This is a genomic window from Vallitalea guaymasensis, from assembly GCF_018141425.1.
Lineage (GTDB): Bacteria > Bacillota > Clostridia > Lachnospirales > Vallitaleaceae > Vallitalea > Vallitalea guaymasensis.
The window spans coordinates 5,379,435-5,396,956 of record NZ_CP058561.1 but is presented as its reverse complement, the minus strand read 5'-3'; the positions used below and the strand labels follow the sequence as shown (position 1 = coordinate 5,396,956).

Here is a 17,522-nt window from a genome sequence, read left to right as displayed (position 1 = left end):
CGAAATCACCTCATTAGAAAACTATATTTTTCATTTACAGTGGTTATTATGTTTTTAATATCTGCAGGTAGTGTATTATGATCGTTGTTAAGGTCAATCTTCAGTATCTCATCATTAAGCCTAATTCTGCATTCACTTCCATTGTTATTACACATATAGAATCCTTGGTTCTTACTTTCTAAGAAATCTTTTTCTGTATTGAAAAGGGTGAATTTATCTTTATATGGTGCACTATCATATGGACAGAATACTTCGCAGTTACCACATTCGTTACATAAGCTGTCTATATGTATAATCTGTGACATGGACTTGCCAGGAACAGTGATTGAGATATTAGCCCTATTAGGACATACATCAACGCATGTTTCACACACCATATTACATTCAAGACATCTCTTACTTTCATTTTTTATATCATCAAATTTTTCAATAGTACCTTTTTTAACATAGGCATCTTCCATGTTTTGTTTATTAAAGTAAGTACCAAACCCTTTATCTTTTATATTTTCCTTATCCATAATAGATAAAGAGGATTTTATTGAATCAGCAATAGATTCTACAACTGTTGATGGACCACGAAGGGCATCACCTACAACATAGACATTTTCAATATTTGATTCGCATGTTTCTTCATTTACTATTACATTATTATTTTCTACCTTAATTCCATTAGATTGGAATAAGCAGGTATCAGTATTTTGACCGATAGCAGAGATAATTGAATCTGCATGAATGTTAACTATATTTCCTGTTTTTATTGGTTTGCGTCTGCCTGAATTATCAATTTCTCCTAGCTTCATTTCTTCACAACATAATTTACCTTTTTTGAATTTAGCAGGGGAGAGTAGTTCTTTGATTATTACACCATCCTCAGTAGCTAACAGCAATTCTTCTTCATCGGCAGGCATATATTTTTTGGTTCTTCTGTAAATTAGATATACATTATTAACTCCTTCAACTCTTTTTGCAGCTCTTGCTGTATCCATAGCGGTGTTACCTCCACCAATTACAACGACATCTTTACCTAATTCATATTCTTTGTTTCCATTTTTTATGTTCTCTAGAAAATCTAGTGCATCAATAGGATTCCCGTTTTCTAATCTTAGATTTACAGGATTCCAAGCACCAACAGCTAGTAATATATATTTATATCCTTTTTCTTTCAATTCTTCAATATTATTTTGTTCATGGTCTAATTTTACTTCAATACCCATTTTCTTAATAAGTTCAATATCTTTTTGGATGGAATCTGATGATATTCTGAATTCTGGTATTACGTGTTTTACAATACCACCTAGGGATTTTCTTTTTTCGAATATAGTTACATTCATGCCACATCTACCAAGAAAATATCCTGCTGCCAATCCTGCTGGACCTCCTCCTATTACGGCTACTTTTGTATGAGACTTTGTAATAGGTGAACTTAACTCATTCATAATATCATTATATGCTGCTTTTGCCGCTTCCAATTTCACGTCACGTATCTTAATGTATTCTTCATAAAAATTACGGGTACATTTAGTTGTACATGGATGACTGCATATAGTACCAGTTATGAAGGGAAGAGGATTTCTATCAATGATTACTTTTAGTGCATCTTTGTATTTGCCTTTACCCATTAGATTAATATAAGTAGGTATTTCTTGGTTAATGGGACAGCCTAATTTACAAGGAGATATAAAACAATCAACTAGAGGAACTTTTTTATTGATTTTATTATTATGTAAAGGTTTTATTGGCTTTCTATAATAAGGATCAATTACAGCATTTTCTTTTAATTCTTTTATAGCTGATGGACTGATTCTAGCGTAATTATCAGGGTTTAGATTTCTTAATTTATCAGCTAATTGTATACAGCGTTCATATCCACCATTCTTTAGTAGGGTAGTAGCAATAGTTATTGGCCATATTCCTGCTTCAGCAATTTTATCTATGTTATATGCATCAGCACCACCAGAGTAAGAAATCTTAAGGTTACCGTTGAAAGATTCCGCTAATTTGTAGGCAAGAGCTATTGAAAGAGGATATAATGAACGTCCTGACATATACATTTCTTCACCAGGGAGTTCATCATGAGCTATTTTTACTGGAAAAGTATTAGTTAGCTTAACTCCAAAAGTCAAGTTGTTCTTAGTAGCCATTTGTAATAGACGTTTAATCATTGGTACAGCATCTTCATATTGTAAATCATCCTTAAAATGAAAATCATCAAATACTAAATAATCATAACCCATTTCATCTAGAGTTTTACGCGCATAATCATAACCAAGTAGAGTAGGATTACATTTTACAAAAGTATTCAAATGCTTTTCTTCCAATAGATATGAAGCTATACGTTCTATTTCTTCAGGAGGACATCCGTGAAGGGTTGATAAAGTAATGGAAGTACATATATTAGGGGAGATATTTTGAACAAATTCCTTATCTATATTTTTGAATCTATTTATATTTTTTAAAGTATATTCTTTACATTGGAGCCAAATAGGAGAGGAAGAAGCGTCTTTCAAACCTTCAATGAAAGCATCAATTTTAGGAGAAGATATACCTTCAAAATCATATCCTACACTCATATTGAAGATAAAGCCGTTTTCATCACCGAAGCCATATTCTTTTGATAACAACTTAAGAATAAACCACGCTTTAACATATTCTTCTAAGGCTTGTTCTACTGTTAGCTCTGTTGACCACTCAACGTTATAACCTTCATCTCTTGCATTAATACAGGGTTTATTTACACATAAATCTTCACCATCTAAGGTCTGTACAGTTTTTAATTCAAAAAATCTGCATCCAGCTACATATGAAGCAATAATATTTTGTGTAAGTTGAGTATGTGGACCTGCAGCTGGACCAAAAGGAACTTCCATATGTTCACCAAATAAATCAATTTTATCTTTACTATCAATATGTACAAATTTTCTTACTCCAAATATTGTTCCCAATCTACTATATTCATCTATTATCCATTCTATAATATTCTCAAATGGAATAGGATACATTCTATCGCTCATTTTTCACACCCCTAATAAAATTTTTTCCATAAATCTGTTGACAGTTCTCTTGCTTTTGCAAATATACTAGCTTCATCTATATTTAGAAGTTCTCTATCTTTCATCAGTAACTTACCATTTATCATAGTTGTTTTTACGTTACGACCATTCATGCCAAATAGGATATGGCTATTGACATTATTTTCATCAAGTGGGGTGAATGGGTCATAGTCTAATACGATTACATCAGCATATGAATCTTTTTTAAGTATTCCCAGTGGTTTTTCATAAAAACGATTAGCTATTTCTGAATTATTATCAAATAACATCTTGGGAACTTCTGCCCATGCTACAGAAGGATTGTTATTATGATGTTTATGTAAAATGTTAGCTACTTTCATGGATTCCAGCATATCACTGGTATAACCATCTGTCCCAAGTCCAAGAACAATATCTTTATCCATTATTTTTAATATAGGAGTACAACCAACAGCATTACCCATATTGGACTCAGGATTGTGAACAACCATGGTTTCAGTTTCTTTCAGAATGTCCATCTCCAATGGATTTATATGAATACAATGAATGGCAAGAGTTTTTGAACCAAGTATATTCATATCATATAAACGGTTGACCACACGTTTATTGTGTTTATTCAAAGAATCATACAGATCTTCGATACCTTCTGCTAGATGGATATGATATCCTGTATCAGCTGGCATATTCTCTGCTATATAGTATAGAGTTTCATTGGAAAGAGTAAATGAAGCATGTAATCCCATCATACCTTTTTGCATATTGCTGGTATCTTGTTTTGCAGAGTTAATAAAATTAATATTCTCTTTAACTGCTTGAACCATTTCATTTTTGCCATTTCTATCTGATACCTCATAGCAAAGACAAGTACGTAATCCTAATTCATGTGCCACACCTGATATCTCAAATAAACTTCCAGTTGTCGCACCATAGCTTGCATGATGATCAAATACAGTTGTTACACCATTCTTGATACAATCTATATAAGTTACATAAGCACTATACTTAACATCTTCCAGGGTCAGATGTTTATCAATTTTCCACCACATACCTTCTAGAATATCTGAAAACTTTTTAGGATGATAACCTTTCAAGGATAACCCTCTAGCAAAAGAACTATAGATATGATGATGTGTATTAATAAGACCTGGCATAATCAATCCTTGATTTGCATCAATAAATTCTTCATTTGGATATTTTTCTCTCATATCTTTAGTGGTTCCCAAATCGTAGATAAGATTATCTTTCACACATAGACAGCCATCTTCAATAAATGGATTATCACCATCTCTGGTTATCAATTTCCCATTACCCAATAAAATCATATAAACCCTCCTTATAATACCATTAATTATATTAAGATTATTTAGAATATGACTTAATAATATAATACTTATCATGTTAGTTATTAAATTATATTAATTAAATCATATGAAATAACTAATTATATTAAATATATAATATGTGACATAATACTTATATATTAGCTAACTATCTATAAAATATATAATGTATATGTGAGTAATATTATATTAACAGACTACCACCAATAGTAGCAAAAGTCAAAGAAATTAAAAATATTTTTGTAAAATAAAAATATTTTTGCAAAAATCATTGAATAATTAAATTTATGGTGATATACTAAAATTATAAAAATAATAAATCATGATAACCAATAAAATAAAGTAACTTTTGAAAGGATTTTGTAATGGATAATAATGTTAATTTGGATTTTTTAAAACGGCTGGCTAAAGGCATAGTGCATCACTTCGGAAAGAATTGTGAAGTAGTCATACATGATTTGAAATCCGATACCTTACAAAAGACCATTATAGAGATTGAAAATGGTCACGTTACCAACAGGAAAATTGGAGATGGTGCATCCCATATAGTACTAGACACAATAACTAACGAAGAAGACAAATTAGAAGATTCTATAGGTTATTTAACAAAAAGTCATGACGGAAGAATATTAAAATCAAGCAGTATATATATCAGAGATGAAGATGATGAGCCTATAGGAATCTTTTGTATTAACTATGATATTACAGAACTTACTATTGCAGAAAACTCCATAAAAAGTTTACTCGAATCAAAGGAAGAGAAAAAAGAAGTAGAAGAGATTCCGCAGAATGTAAATGATTTATTAGATAACTTAATTGAACAATCAGTTAAGTTGATTGGGAAACCTGTGGCATTAATGAGTAAAGAGGATAAGATAAAGTCCATTCAATACTTAAATGATGCTGGTGCTTTTCTAATAACAAAGTCAGGTGATAAGATATCAAAATATTTTGGGATATCAAAATACAGTATATATAATTACATAGATGTTAAAAGATAATCACTATAATTAATCTCAGTAAAATATTTTGAGAATTAATCAAATAAATTTAAACTTGAGGAGGTTTTTATTAATGGATTTTAATGAGGTAAAAAAGAAAGCTAATGAGTATGAAAAACAGATGACTAGATTTTTAAGGGATTTGATTGCAATACCTGGCGAAAGTTGTCGGGAAGAGAAGGTTATCAAACGTATTGAAAAAGAGATGAAAGCTGTTGGATTCGAGGAAGTTAGAATTGATAAAATGGGTAATATTCTTGGATTTATGGGTAGTGGAGAAACTTTGATTGCTTATGATGCACATATAGATACTGTAGGACTTGGTGAAATGAGCAATTGGAATTTTGACCCTTATGAAGGTTATGAAAATGATGAAGAAATAGGTGGCAGAGGTTCTTCAGATCAATTAGGCGGGATAGTATCTAGTGTTTATGGTGCTAAGATCATGAAAGATCTAGGATTGATAGATGATAAATACAAAGTATTGGTAACTGGAACAGTGCAAGAAGAGGACTGCGATGGATTGTGCTGGCAGTACATAATCAATGAAGACAAGATGAAACCTGAATTTGTTGTAATTACTGAACCAACTAACGGTAATATCTATAGAGGACATAGAGGACGAATGGAAATTCGTGTAGAAGTTAAGGGTGTATCTTGTCATGGTTCAGCTCCAGAACGTGGAGATAATGCAATATACAAAATGGCTGAGATTATAGAAGAAGTAAAAGGACTTAATGAAAGATTGCATTATGATGAATTTCTAGGAAAGGGAACTCTTGCTGTATCAGAAATCTTTTTTAATTCTCCATCAAGATGTGCAGTTGCAGATATGTGTGCCATATCTATAGATAGACGTTTGACAGATGGAGAAACCTACGAATCAGCTCTAGATGAAATTAGACAGTTATCAAAAGTAAAAGAGTATGAAGCTGTGGTAATTATGTATAAATATACTAGACCAAGCTGGACTGATCTTACTTATCCAACAGACTGTTATTTTCCTACATGGGTAATACCAGAAGATGCTTCTCCTACAAAGGCAATGGTAAAAGCTTATGAAGGAATGTTTGGTAAACCAAAAGTTGATAAATGGACATTTTCTACAAATGGAGTTTCCATAATGGGTAGATACAATATTCCATGTATAGGATTCGGACCAGGTAAAGAAGAGGAAGCTCATGCACCTAATGAAAAAACTTGGAAAGCTGATTTAGTTAGATGTGCTGCTGTATATGCTGCTTTACCAACTATGTACCTTGAAGAATCTAAATAATTAAATAGACCGTGAAAGGGAGAATAAGATGAGAGATATTAATAATTATATTGATAAGTTGAAAAAGTTGAATTTTAGTGACATGTACAATAATGATTTCATTTTAACATGGGAAAAGACAAGGGATGAATTAGAAGCTGTATTCACTGTAGCTGATACTCTCCGTTATCTAAGGGAAGAGAATATTTCAACACGAATATTTGATAGTGGACTTGGTATATCATTATTTAGAGATAATTCTACCAGAACAAGGTTTAGTTTTTCTTCAGCTTGTAATCTGTTGGGATTGGAAGTACAAGACCTTGAAGAAGGCAAATCACAGATAGCACATGGGGAAACAGTTAGGGAAACAGCTAATATGATTTCTTTTATGGCTGATGTAATTGGTATTCGTGATGACATGTATATAGGAAAAGGCAATAAGTACATACGTGATTTTTCTAAGTATGTGAGACAAGGTAATGAAGATGGAGTATTAGAACAAAGACCTACACTAGTCAATTTACAATGTGATATTGATCATCCAACTCAAACAATGGCTGATATGCTTCATCTAATTCATCATTTCAATGGAATAGAAAATCTAAAAGGTAAAAAAATAGCAATGACTTGGGCTTATTCACCATCTTATGGGAAACCACTTTCGGTTCCTCAAGGAATAGTCGGATTAATGACTCGTATGGGTATGGATGTAGTATTAGCTCATCCAGAAGGATATGAAATAATGTCAGATGTTGAAGAGGTAGCTAAACGAAATGCCCAAGAATCAGGTGGAACATTCACAAAAACCAATTCCATGGAAGAAGCATTCAAAGATGCTGATATCGTTTATCCAAAAAGCTGGGCACCTTTCGCTGCTATGGAAAAGCGTACCAATCTATATGGTATGGGAGATATGAATGGTATAGAAAGACTTGAAAAAGAACTATTAGCTAGAAACAAGGAGCACATAGATTGGCAATGTACAGAAGAATTAATGAATATGACCAAGGACAAGAAGGCTCTTTATATGCACTGTTTACCAGCTGATATAACAAGTATAAGTTGTAAAACTGGTGAAGTTGCTGCTTCAGTATTTAATAGATATCGTATTCCTCTATATAAACAAGCAAGTTATAAACCTTATGTTATTGCTGCAATGATACTGCTTAGTAAAGTTAAAAATCCCGCTGAATTATTTACTAACCTATATAATAATCCTAAGAAACGAAAATTTGATTAATTTCTATAATAAAGTTGCATTCAAGGAGGGAAAAATGAGTATTGGAAAAAGTGTTAAAAGAGTAGATGCTTTTGAAAAAGTCACAGGACGGGCACAATACACCGATGACATTCCATTGAATGATGTCCTTGTTGCAAAAGTACTCCATAGTACCATAGCAAATGGATTGGTTAAGGGAATAGATATAAAAGAAGCGTCAAAACTTTCAGGAGTAGTAAAGATAGTAACTTGTTTTGATGTTCCTGATATAACATTTCCAACATCGGGGCATCCTTTGTCACTTGACATACACCATGCAGATATTGCAGATAGGAAACTGCTTAATAGAAGAGTTAGATACTATGGTGATGATATAGCGGCAGTAATAGCCAAAGATGATGTAACAGCTTCAAGAGCTCTTAAATTAATCAAAGTCGAATATGAAGAATATGAGCCCTTAATGTCTATAGAAGCGTCTTTGGAAGAAGGTTCAAGACCTATTCATGATAATTTTCCTGATAATATCCTTACTCATTCTAATTATCAAATAGGTGATTATGAAGAAGCAATAAAAGAAGAAGGTCTAATTACTTTTGAAGGTGAGTACATAACTCCAATGGTTAAGCATTGTCACATGGAAGCACCAATTTCATATGCTTATGCTGAGTCAGGGAGAATGGTAGTAGTGACCTCTACCCAAATTCCACATATCATTAGAAGAATAGTTGGGCAAGCGTTGGGAATTGGCTGGGGAAAAGTTAGAATTGTAAAACCTTATATTGGAGGAGGTTTTGGTGATAAGCAAGATGCACTTTATGAACCTCTTAATGCTTATCTTTCAAAATCAGTAGGTGGAAGATGTGTAAAACTTGATATAACAAGAGAGGAATCATTTGTTAATACACGTGTTCGTCATGCTATGAAGATAAGAATTAAAAGTCATGTAAGACCTAATGGAAGATTCGTAGCAAGGGAGATTGAAGTCTATAGTAACAAAGGTGCATATGCTTCCCACGGTCATAGTATAACTTCTAAAGCAGGTAATGCTTGTAAACAGATATATAATGATGAGAAAGCAATCAAGGGAGATATGTATAGTGTATTTACAAATATGCCAGTTGCAGGAGCCATGAGAGCTTATGGTATTCCACAAATTACTTTTGCTCTAGAATCCCATATTGATGAAATAGCCAGAGGACTTAATCTTGATCATATTGATATTAGAAAACTTAATATGATGAAACCTGATTTCGAAGACAATGGTATTAAGTGTCATAGCTACGGACTTCTAAAATGTATTGAAGAAGGGAAAAAATATATTGATTGGGATAAGAAGATAGAGGAATATAAAAATCAAACAGGACTGGTACGTAAAGGTGTAGGGATGGCTATATTCAGTTATGCTACAGGGGTTTACCCTATATTATTGGAAACAGCTTCTTGTAGAATTGTTCTTAATCAGGATGGTACTGTTCAATTACAAATGGGAGCCACTGAAATAGGTCAAGGCGCTGATACGATATTCAGTCAGATGGTAGCAGAAGTGCTTGATATTCCTACTAGAAATGTACATATAATAAGTAATCAGGATACTGATATAACACCTTATGATTCTGGTGCTTATGCTTCAAGACAATCGTATGTATCAGGAATGGCTGCTAAAAAAGCTGCACTTGTCTTAAAAGAAAAAATAATAAAACATGCTAATTTCATGTTGAAGTTACCAGTGGGTAATATCGATTTGAAGGATAATATGGTCGTTAATAAAGAAAACGGTGATATTTTAGCTTCTTTAGAAGAAGTTGCAACACATGCATTTTATAATACAGAAAAATCTGTTCACATTACAGCTGATATAACTAACCAATGCAGATCTAATACTTTTTCTTTTGGAGTATGTTTTGCTGATGTTGAAGTAGATATGGCTGTAGGTAAAATCAAAGTCAATAGAGTAATAAATGTCCATGATTGCGGTAAAGTCCTCAATCCTGATCTTGCCGCAGCTCAAGTACATGGTGGAATGAGTATGAGCTTGGGATATGGTTTAAGTGAACAATTATTGTTTAACGAAAAAACAGGTAAACCACTCAATAATAATCTACTGGATTATAAGTTGCCAACAGTAATGGATACACCTCACTTAGAGGCTCAGTTTGTTGATACATATGATGTATCCGGTCCATTCGGAAATAAAGCGCTAGGAGAACCACCTGCAATTCCTGTTGCTCCTGCTGTAAGAAATGCAGTATATCATGCTACTGGTGTTAATTTTAATACTTTACCATTAACACCACAAAGACTTGTTGAAAGATTTATTAAGGAGAATCTAATATAAAAGCTTGGTCAAAGTATTCTAATTACTTGCCTTACCCTGAGAAGCGGTCGGTCTGCGTAATAAGAACACTTTAACCTTCGTTCTTTAGTGAGTTGGATAATAATTTTGGAGGGAGAATTAAGATGTATGATATAGAGAATATATATCAGGCTACTTCTGTAAAGGATGCCATAGAGCAGTTATTGGCGAAACCAGATGCTTTGATTATTGCAGGTGGAAGTGACATACTCATAAAGATACATAATGGTAAATTATCTGGTTGTTCGCTGGTAAGTATTTATGGATTAGATGAACTTAGAGGAATATCTATAGATGATGATGGAAGGATAAAGATAGGTCCTCTTACAAGTTTTTCACATATAACTAATGATGAAATAATAAAGAAACATATACCTGTCTTAGGAGAAGCTGTTGACCAAGTTGGAGGCCCTCAAATAAGGAATATAGGAACTATTGGAGGAAACATATCAAACGGAGTCACTAGTGCTGACAGTGCATCAACTTTGTTTGCACTTAATGCTCAGCTAGAAATCACAGGCATAGATGGAAAAAGAATCATTCCCATATCAGACTATTATATAGGACCTGGAAAAGTAGTGTTGAAACAAGGAGAAATACTTACTGCAATATATATAACAAAAGAAAATTATCAAGGGTTTACAGGTTGTTATATAAAATATGCTATGCGTAATGCAATGGATATTGCAACACTGGGTTGTTCTGTTACATGTAAACTAAGTGAGGATAAAACAAAGATTAAAGATGTACACTTGGCATATGGTGTTGCCGGTCCTGTTCCAATGAGATGTCCAGAAACAGAAAAATTAATTATAGATATGGAAATATCTGATGAAATGTTTGAAAAGTTTGGGGCGATGGCAATGGAGGAGGTAAATCCTCGTGATTCTTGGAGAGCTTCTAAAACACTTAGGCTCCAACTTGCCAAAGAATTAAGTAAACGTGCTCTGAAGCAAGCAATAATTAAATCTGGAGGGGTATTATAATGGCTAATGTAGAATTGAACTTTATTGTAAATGATGAACCTAGAAATATTATAATAGATGACCGAGATTCTCTTGCAGATGTACTTAGAAATAAGCTTCATCTAACAAGTGTGAAAAAAGGCTGTGAAGTTGGAGAGTGTGGCGCTTGTACTGTACTTATCAATGGAGAGACTTTTGATTCATGTATTTATTTGGCTATATGGGCTGAAGGTAAAGAAATACGTACACTTGAAGGTCTGATGGATGAAGATGGCAATATATCTGATATACAGCAAGCTTTTATAGATGAAGCAGCTGTCCAATGTGGTTTTTGTACACCAGGATTCATAATGTCAGCAATGCCTATTTTAGAAAGTGATAAAGAGTTCACAAGAGAAGAGATTAAGAAACATCTGTCAGGTAATCTATGTCGATGTACAGGATATGAAAATATAATAAATGCAATAGAAAACGTGAAGAAAAGCCGTATGAATAACCAAAATATATAATATAGGAGGTATTATCATGGAGAGTAAATATAATGTAATCGATCTAACTGTTAATGAAGAAAGGCTTAAAAATGTAGTTAAGAGGGCTAAGGAAAGAGGTATTATCATTCCTACTTTAGCTCAATTAAAAGATCCAAGTCTTATACCAGATGATATAAAAGAAAAACTCAAAGATGTTGGTCTATGGGATCTTAATCCATTGAATCTTTTTAGGATTGGATGGCATAATGATACGAAAGAAATGGGTGGCTTATATAAGGATGTCAATTATTTATGTATACCTAGTGAAATTTCTGGTGTAAAAGCTAAGATAATAGCCTTATGCGGTAAATGGTTTCCAACAGGTTCACACAAGGTTGGAGCTGCATTTGGATGTCTTGTACCTAGACTTGTGACAGGACAATTTGACCCAACTAAACAAAAAGCTGTCTGGCCATCAACTGGTAACTATTGTAGAGGTGGTGCTTATGATTCAGCTCTTCTAGCTTGTGATTCCATTGCAATATTACCAGAAGGCATGAGTAATGAAAGATTCGAATGGTTGAAAAATGTAGCTGGTGATACAATTGCTACTCCAGGAAGTGAAAGTAATGTAAAAGAAATATTTGACAAGTGTTGGGAATTAAGAAATTCAGGTGAAGACCTAATGATTTTCAACCAATTCGATGAATTCGGAAACTATCTATGGCATCATGAAGTAACTGGTAAAGCTATTGAAGAAATACTTGATGTTGAAATGAATGAAAATAGTAGATTCAGAGGGTATATTAGTGCCACTGGTTCTGGTGGAACAATCGCAGCAGGTGATTATCTCAAGAAAAAATATCCAAACCTCAAAATTGCAGCCAGTGAAGCATTACAATGCCCAACAATATTTTTGAATGGTTATGGAGAACATAGAATAGAGGGTATTGGCGACAAACATATACCATGGATCCATAATATCAAGAATACAGATGCAGTTACAGCTATAGATGACGAAGCTACAATGAACTGGATAAGGATGTTTAATGAACCAGAAGGTCAGAAAGTATTAAAGGACAATGGTGTAAGTGATGAGATTATAGAACAATTGAACCTTGTAGGAATCTCAGGTGCCGCTAATATAATATCTGCAATAAAATTCGCTAAATACTTTGAGTTAACAGAAGATGATATTCTCGTTACTGTGTTGACTGATTCAATAGATATGTATAAGAGTAGATTAGTAGAGCTTAATGAAGAAAGAGGAGATTTTACTTCATGTGATGCTTATGGTGTAATGGAAAGATATTTTAAAGGCATTAATACTGATTACTTCAAAGAATTGAATTATAGAGAAAGAAGAACCGTTCATAATCTTAAGTATTATACTTGGATAGAACAACAAGGAAAAACATATGATGAAATATTAGAACAGTGGTATAGCGATGATTATTGGGCTAATATAACCAAACAAGTGGATAGACTGGATGAATTGATTGAGGAATTCAATGAAAGAGTAAGACAATGTGAATAAAAAAAAGAAGGTATGTCTATGTATGATTTAGGTATAATTAATGGTAATTTGTATATTGATGGAAAATATGAAAAACTGAATTTATATATCACCAATGAAAAAATAGCAAAGATATCTAATGAAACTTATGAATGTAAAGAGAGCTATGATGCAGAAAACAAAAAAGTATTTCCTGGATTTATTGATCCACATGTTCATTTTGAATTGAATGTAGGTAAATATACATCATGTGATGATTTTTACACAGGTTCTGTAAGTGCAGCTTATGGAGGTATAACTACTATCATTGATTTTCTGGATCCTATAGCTACTGGAATTGAAGTGGAAAAAGCTCTTAATACAAGAAAGAAATTAGCTGAAAAAAGTGTCATTGATTATTCTTTTCATGTAACTATTAGAAATCCAATCGATGAGATTGATAATATTGTAGATGAAATGAGAAGATTACAGATACCAACTGTAAAACTATTTACTACATATTCTGAATCAGATAGAAGAACCTATGATAAAGAAATAACTAAACTTCTTGGATTAACAAAAGAAAATAATATTTTGGTTTTAGCACATATAGAAAATGATGATCTAATAGATAGAAATCCTGCTTTTAAGGTTAAAGATCTACCTAAAAGCAGATGTTCAGAATCTGAACTAAAAGAAGCATTGAAGTTAGCTTCTTTTACTAAAGATTTTAATGGAAGGTTATATATGGTTCACCTAAGTAGTGGTAATACATTAAAAGCACTAGTTGAGTATTACCCTGATATACTTAACAAAGATTTTTTTGTTGAGAGCTGTCCTCATTATTTTAATTTTTCTTCTAATGAATATTCAGAAGAAAATGGATTTCTATATGTGATGGCACCACCACTTAGAACTGAGGAAGAACGTGAATTATTAAGAGCTAATTTTGATTATATTAATACTATTGGTACAGACCATTGTCCTTTTAGCAGTGAAGAGAAAAACAAGGATAAATTATCTAATGTACCAATGGGTATTGGTTCGGTGGAACATTCATTCAATATCATGTATAGCATTTACAAAGATAAAGTCATTGATAAAATGACCATAGGTCCTGCTAAAATACATGGACTATATCCTAAGAAAGGTATATTAGCAGTGGGTTCAGATGCAGATATAGTTATTTATGATCCTTTATCAACATATATAATAGGTGAAGACAATTCTACTTGTGATTATAACATTTATGCTGGTAAAGAAATAAAAGGTAGGATTGAATCTACAATCAGTAGAGGAAAGTTCATTATAAAAAATAATGAATTTATCGGTGGTAAAGGTAAATACTTAACTAGAAAGATATTATATTAAATGGTCAACTGTTTCTGAAGGAGGTAGTTATGTCAATTGTTGAAAAGGTAAAAGTAGCTAGAGGTGACAAAAAAGCTGAATTTGTTCTTAAGAACTGTAGGATTGTCAATGTTTTCAACAGTAAAATAGAAAGAGCAGATATTGCTATAGAAGATGGAGTCATTGTTGGAATAGGTGAGTATGAAGGTATAAAAGAAGTTGATGCATTAGATAGATATGTTTGTCCAGGATTTATTGATGGGCATGTTCATATTGAATCTTCCATGCTTACACCTCCAAGGTTTGCAAAACTTGTTATGCCACAAGGAACTACAACCGTTATTGAAGACCCTCACGAAATAGCAAATGTATGCGGACTGGACGGCATAGATTTTATGCTTAAGGCTAGTGAAAAAATACCACTTGATGTTTATGTCATGTTGCCATCTTGTGTTCCATCAACAGAATTTGAAAACTCAGGTGCTGTATTATTAGCTAAGGACTTGAAGAAAATGAAGGATAGAAAGAATATATTGGGATTAGGCGAGGTAATGAATTATCCTGGTGTAATTTCTTGTAATAAATCAGTATATGAAAAACTTGATTTGATGAGAGATGGAATAATTGATGGTCATGCACCTGGTGTTATGGGTAAGAGATTAAATGCATATGTAACTGCTGGTGTAATGACAGACCATGAATGTACTAGAGTAGAGGAATTAGAAGAAAAAGTGTCCAAAGGTATGTATGTCCATATTAGAGAAGGGTCAGCTACAAGAAATCTAAAAGATCTCATAGTTGGTGTCACACCAGAAAATAGTCACAGAATACTATTTTGTACAGATGATAAACAACCTTATGATATAGAAAAAGAAGGTCATATTAATTATAACGTAAGATTGGCTATTGAAAATGGTATTAACCCTATTATGGCTATTAAGATGGCTACAATCAATACTGCACAATGTTATGGACTGAAAAATAAAGGTGCTGTAGCACCTGGTTATGATGCAGACCTAATAATACTTAATGATGACTTAAGTGAAATTAGTATTGGTGAAGTATTCAAAAAGGGACAATTAGTAGCTAAAGACGGAGAAGCTTTATTTGATATAGAAACAATTGAGGATTCTCGTGTCTTGAATACAGTCAACTTGGATAATATTGATAATATAACTTTTGATATACCTCTAAAATCATCCATTGTTAAAGTGATTCAGTTAATAGAGCATAATATCATTACTAAGAGTGTAATCCGTAAGGTGGATGTTGAAAATAATAACTTCAAATATAACAGTAAGCTTGATATCTTAAAATTAGCAGTTGTTGAGAGACACAAAGGAACTGGTAATGTGGGACTGGGATTAGTGGAAGGTTATGGACTAAAAGGTGGTGCTGTTGCACTAACCATTGCTCACGATTCTCATAATATCATAGTGGTTGGAGATAATGACGAAGATATGAGAGTTGCTATCAAAGAGTTAAAAAGGGTTAATGGTGGTATTACAATATGTGCCAATGGTTCAGTGTTACAGACTTTACCTCTTGAAGTGGGAGGACTTATGACTAATTCTTCCGTAGAAATTGTTGGAAATAAAGTAAAGGAAATGACTAAGATAGCTTGTGAAAAGGGTATCAACACTAATATTGATCCTTTTCTTACATTAGCATTTCTAGCTTTACCAGTTATACCAGAGTTAAAGTTAACTGATTGTGGATTGTTTAATGTAGATGAATTCTCTTTTGTAGATATTGAGGAATAGAACTATAATATGATATTTATACGGAGGTGAGATTGAACTATGAAATTTGTCAAAAATTATAGATGTACACTTTGTGGTAGAGAATATAGTAAAGATGAGAAAATATATACTTGTCCTGAATGTGGTGAAAAAGGTATACTAGATGTGGAATATGATTATGAAGGATTGAAAAAGATTCTAACCAAGTCATATTTTGAACACAATAGAGACTATACCATGTGGAGATATAAAGATGTCATGTCTATAAGAGAAGAAGATATAGATAAGACACTCAAGGTTGGATGGACACCTTTATATAGGTCCAATAACTTAGAAGAAAAGATTGGTATCAAGGAATTATATATAAAAGATGAAGGATTAAATCCAACAGCTTCATTAAAAGATAGAGCTTCAGCTGTTGCTGTAATTAAGGCATTAGAGAATAATGCTGATACTATTGCGTGTAGCTCTACTGGTAATGCAGCTTCCTCTTTGGCGGGTAATGCGGCTAGGTTAGGACTTTCTACTGTGATTTTTGTTCCTGAGAGAGCACCACAAGGTAAGTTAGCACAGTTATTAATATATGGAGCAAAAGTGATTTCTGTTAAAGGTGATTATAGAGAAACTTTTAACCTATCTAAAGAAGCTATTGACCATTGGGGTTGGTATAATCGTAATGCAGCTATAAATCCTCATTTGGTAGAAGGCAAAAAGACTGTAGCTATTGAAATTGCAGAACAGTTAGGATGGCAAGTTCCTGATTGGGTAGCAGTATCTGTAGGAGATGGTTGTACTATTGGAGGGGTATATAGAGGATTCTACGATTTATTGAATATTGGATTAATAAATAGGATTCCTAAGATATTAGGTGTTCAAGCAAAAGGGTGCTGCCCATTTTATACAGCTTATACAGAAAATGAACCTCTTAAACCCACAGATGAAAATACTATTGCTGACAGCATATCTGTTGGTATACCAAGGAATCCTGTTAAAGCTATGAGAGCTGTGGAGGATTCAAAAGGTACATGGATAACCGTATCTGATGAAGCTATACTTGAAGCCATGAAGACTCTTGGATCATCTGAAGGTATATTTGGTGAACCAGCAGGTGTAGCAGGTTTAGCTGGTGTTTTTAAAGCTGTCAAAGAAGGTATTATCACTAAGGATGAAACAGTTTCTGTAATTATTACAGGTAATGGATTAAAAGATGTAAAAAATGCTCTTAAGGCTGCCGGAGATAAAATTGAATGTAAACCTGATATTGAACAATTAAAAAGATATTTGACATAAATTTCAATTA

General features: G+C 32.9%; 12 protein-coding genes. 10 read left to right on the top strand and 2 right to left on the bottom strand.

Annotated features, from left to right (window positions below; translation table 11 throughout):
• Positions 1 to 5: 5 nt before the first annotated feature.
• Both ygfK and ssnA read right to left on the bottom strand, forming a co-directional pair.
• Positions 6 to 3,011 carry a putative selenate reductase subunit YgfK gene (ygfK, locus tag HYG85_RS23315; protein WP_212691638.1) on the bottom strand — a complete coding sequence of 1,002 codons (3,006 nt, stop codon included), beginning with the start codon at positions 3,009 to 3,011 and terminating at the stop codon, positions 6 to 8.
• 11 nt (positions 3,012 to 3,022) lie between these two features.
• Positions 3,023 to 4,351, bottom strand: coding sequence for a putative aminohydrolase SsnA (gene ssnA / locus HYG85_RS23310; protein ID WP_212691637.1), 1,329 nt, complete (start codon positions 4,349 to 4,351; stop codon positions 3,023 to 3,025).
• Between the two features lie 383 nt (positions 4,352 to 4,734).
• Between ssnA and HYG85_RS23305 the strand changes: the two genes are divergently transcribed.
• The 10 genes from HYG85_RS23305 to thrC all read left to right on the top strand — a co-directional run bounded on the left by HYG85_RS23305 (position 4,735) and on the right by thrC (position 17,512).
• Positions 4,735 to 5,370, top strand: a complete 636-nt coding sequence (locus HYG85_RS23305; RefSeq protein ID WP_212691636.1) for a helix-turn-helix transcriptional regulator — start codon at positions 4,735 to 4,737, stop codon at positions 5,368 to 5,370.
• A 73-nt stretch (positions 5,371 to 5,443) separates the two neighbouring features.
• Positions 5,444 to 6,646, top strand: coding sequence for a YgeY family selenium metabolism-linked hydrolase (locus tag HYG85_RS23300; RefSeq protein WP_212691635.1), 1,203 nt, complete (start codon positions 5,444 to 5,446; stop codon positions 6,644 to 6,646).
• A gap of 28 nt (positions 6,647 to 6,674) precedes the next feature.
• Entirely contained in the window at positions 6,675 to 7,868 is a 1,194-nt protein-coding gene (gene ygeW / locus HYG85_RS23295; protein WP_212691634.1) for a knotted carbamoyltransferase YgeW, read from the top strand.
• Positions 7,869 to 7,902: 34 nt separating this feature from the next.
• Positions 7,903 to 10,182: a xanthine dehydrogenase subunit XdhA gene (gene xdhA, locus HYG85_RS23290; RefSeq protein WP_212691633.1), complete on the top strand. Its 2,280-nt coding sequence runs from the start codon at positions 7,903 to 7,905 to the stop codon at positions 10,180 to 10,182.
• Positions 10,183 to 10,304: 122 nt separating this feature from the next.
• The gene (gene xdhB, locus HYG85_RS23285; protein WP_212691632.1) at positions 10,305 to 11,186 is read left to right on the top strand and encodes a xanthine dehydrogenase subunit XdhB; all 882 of its coding nucleotides are present in this window, start codon (positions 10,305 to 10,307) and stop codon (positions 11,184 to 11,186) included.
• Positions 11,186 to 11,674: a xanthine dehydrogenase subunit XdhC gene (gene xdhC, locus HYG85_RS23280; protein ID WP_113674988.1), complete on the top strand. Its 489-nt coding sequence runs from the start codon at positions 11,186 to 11,188 to the stop codon at positions 11,672 to 11,674. The genes xdhB and xdhC overlap by 1 nt, the downstream gene beginning before the upstream one ends.
• Before the next feature lie 16 nt (positions 11,675 to 11,690).
• Positions 11,691 to 13,172 (top strand): pyridoxal-phosphate dependent enzyme, encoded by a 1,482-nt coding sequence (locus HYG85_RS23275; protein ID WP_212691631.1) that lies wholly within the window; start codon positions 11,691 to 11,693, stop codon positions 13,170 to 13,172.
• Between the two features lie 18 nt (positions 13,173 to 13,190).
• Positions 13,191 to 14,501, top strand: a complete 1,311-nt coding sequence (locus HYG85_RS23270) for a dihydroorotase (RefSeq protein WP_212691630.1) — start codon at positions 13,191 to 13,193, stop codon at positions 14,499 to 14,501.
• 29 nt (positions 14,502 to 14,530) lie between these two features.
• Positions 14,531 to 16,243: an adenine deaminase gene (gene ade / locus HYG85_RS23265; protein ID WP_212691629.1), complete on the top strand. Its 1,713-nt coding sequence runs from the start codon at positions 14,531 to 14,533 to the stop codon at positions 16,241 to 16,243.
• Positions 16,244 to 16,282: 39 nt separating this feature from the next.
• Entirely contained in the window at positions 16,283 to 17,512 is a 1,230-nt protein-coding gene (thrC, locus tag HYG85_RS23260; RefSeq protein WP_212691628.1) for a threonine synthase, read from the top strand.
• Positions 17,513 to 17,522: the final 10 nt, after the last annotated feature.

Bases quoted from the DNA above. Each gene is read 5' to 3' on its own strand.
- xdhC (WP_113674988.1), top strand. From the start codon at position 11,186: ATGGCTAATGTAGAATTGAACTTTATTGTAAATGATGAACCTAGAAAT.
- HYG85_RS23275 (WP_212691631.1), top strand. From the start codon at position 11,691: ATGGAGAGTAAATATAATGTAATCGATCTAACTGTTAATGAAGAAAGG.
- HYG85_RS23305 (WP_212691636.1), top strand. From the start codon at position 4,735: ATGGATAATAATGTTAATTTGGATTTTTTAAAACGGCTGGCTAAAGGC.
- ygfK (WP_212691638.1), bottom strand. From the start codon at position 3,011: ATGAGCGATAGAATGTATCCTATTCCATTTGAGAATATTATAGAATGG.
- HYG85_RS23300 (WP_212691635.1), top strand. From the start codon at position 5,444: ATGGATTTTAATGAGGTAAAAAAGAAAGCTAATGAGTATGAAAAACAG.
- ssnA (WP_212691637.1), bottom strand. From the start codon at position 4,351: ATGATTTTATTGGGTAATGGGAAATTGATAACCAGAGATGGTGATAAT.
- HYG85_RS23270 (WP_212691630.1), top strand. From the start codon at position 13,191: ATGTATGATTTAGGTATAATTAATGGTAATTTGTATATTGATGGAAAA.
- thrC (WP_212691628.1), top strand. From the start codon at position 16,283: ATGAAATTTGTCAAAAATTATAGATGTACACTTTGTGGTAGAGAATAT.
- ygeW (WP_212691634.1), top strand. From the start codon at position 6,675: ATGAGAGATATTAATAATTATATTGATAAGTTGAAAAAGTTGAATTTT.
- xdhA (WP_212691633.1), top strand. From the start codon at position 7,903: ATGAGTATTGGAAAAAGTGTTAAAAGAGTAGATGCTTTTGAAAAAGTC.
- ade (WP_212691629.1), top strand. From the start codon at position 14,531: ATGTCAATTGTTGAAAAGGTAAAAGTAGCTAGAGGTGACAAAAAAGCT.
- xdhB (WP_212691632.1), top strand. From the start codon at position 10,305: ATGTATGATATAGAGAATATATATCAGGCTACTTCTGTAAAGGATGCC.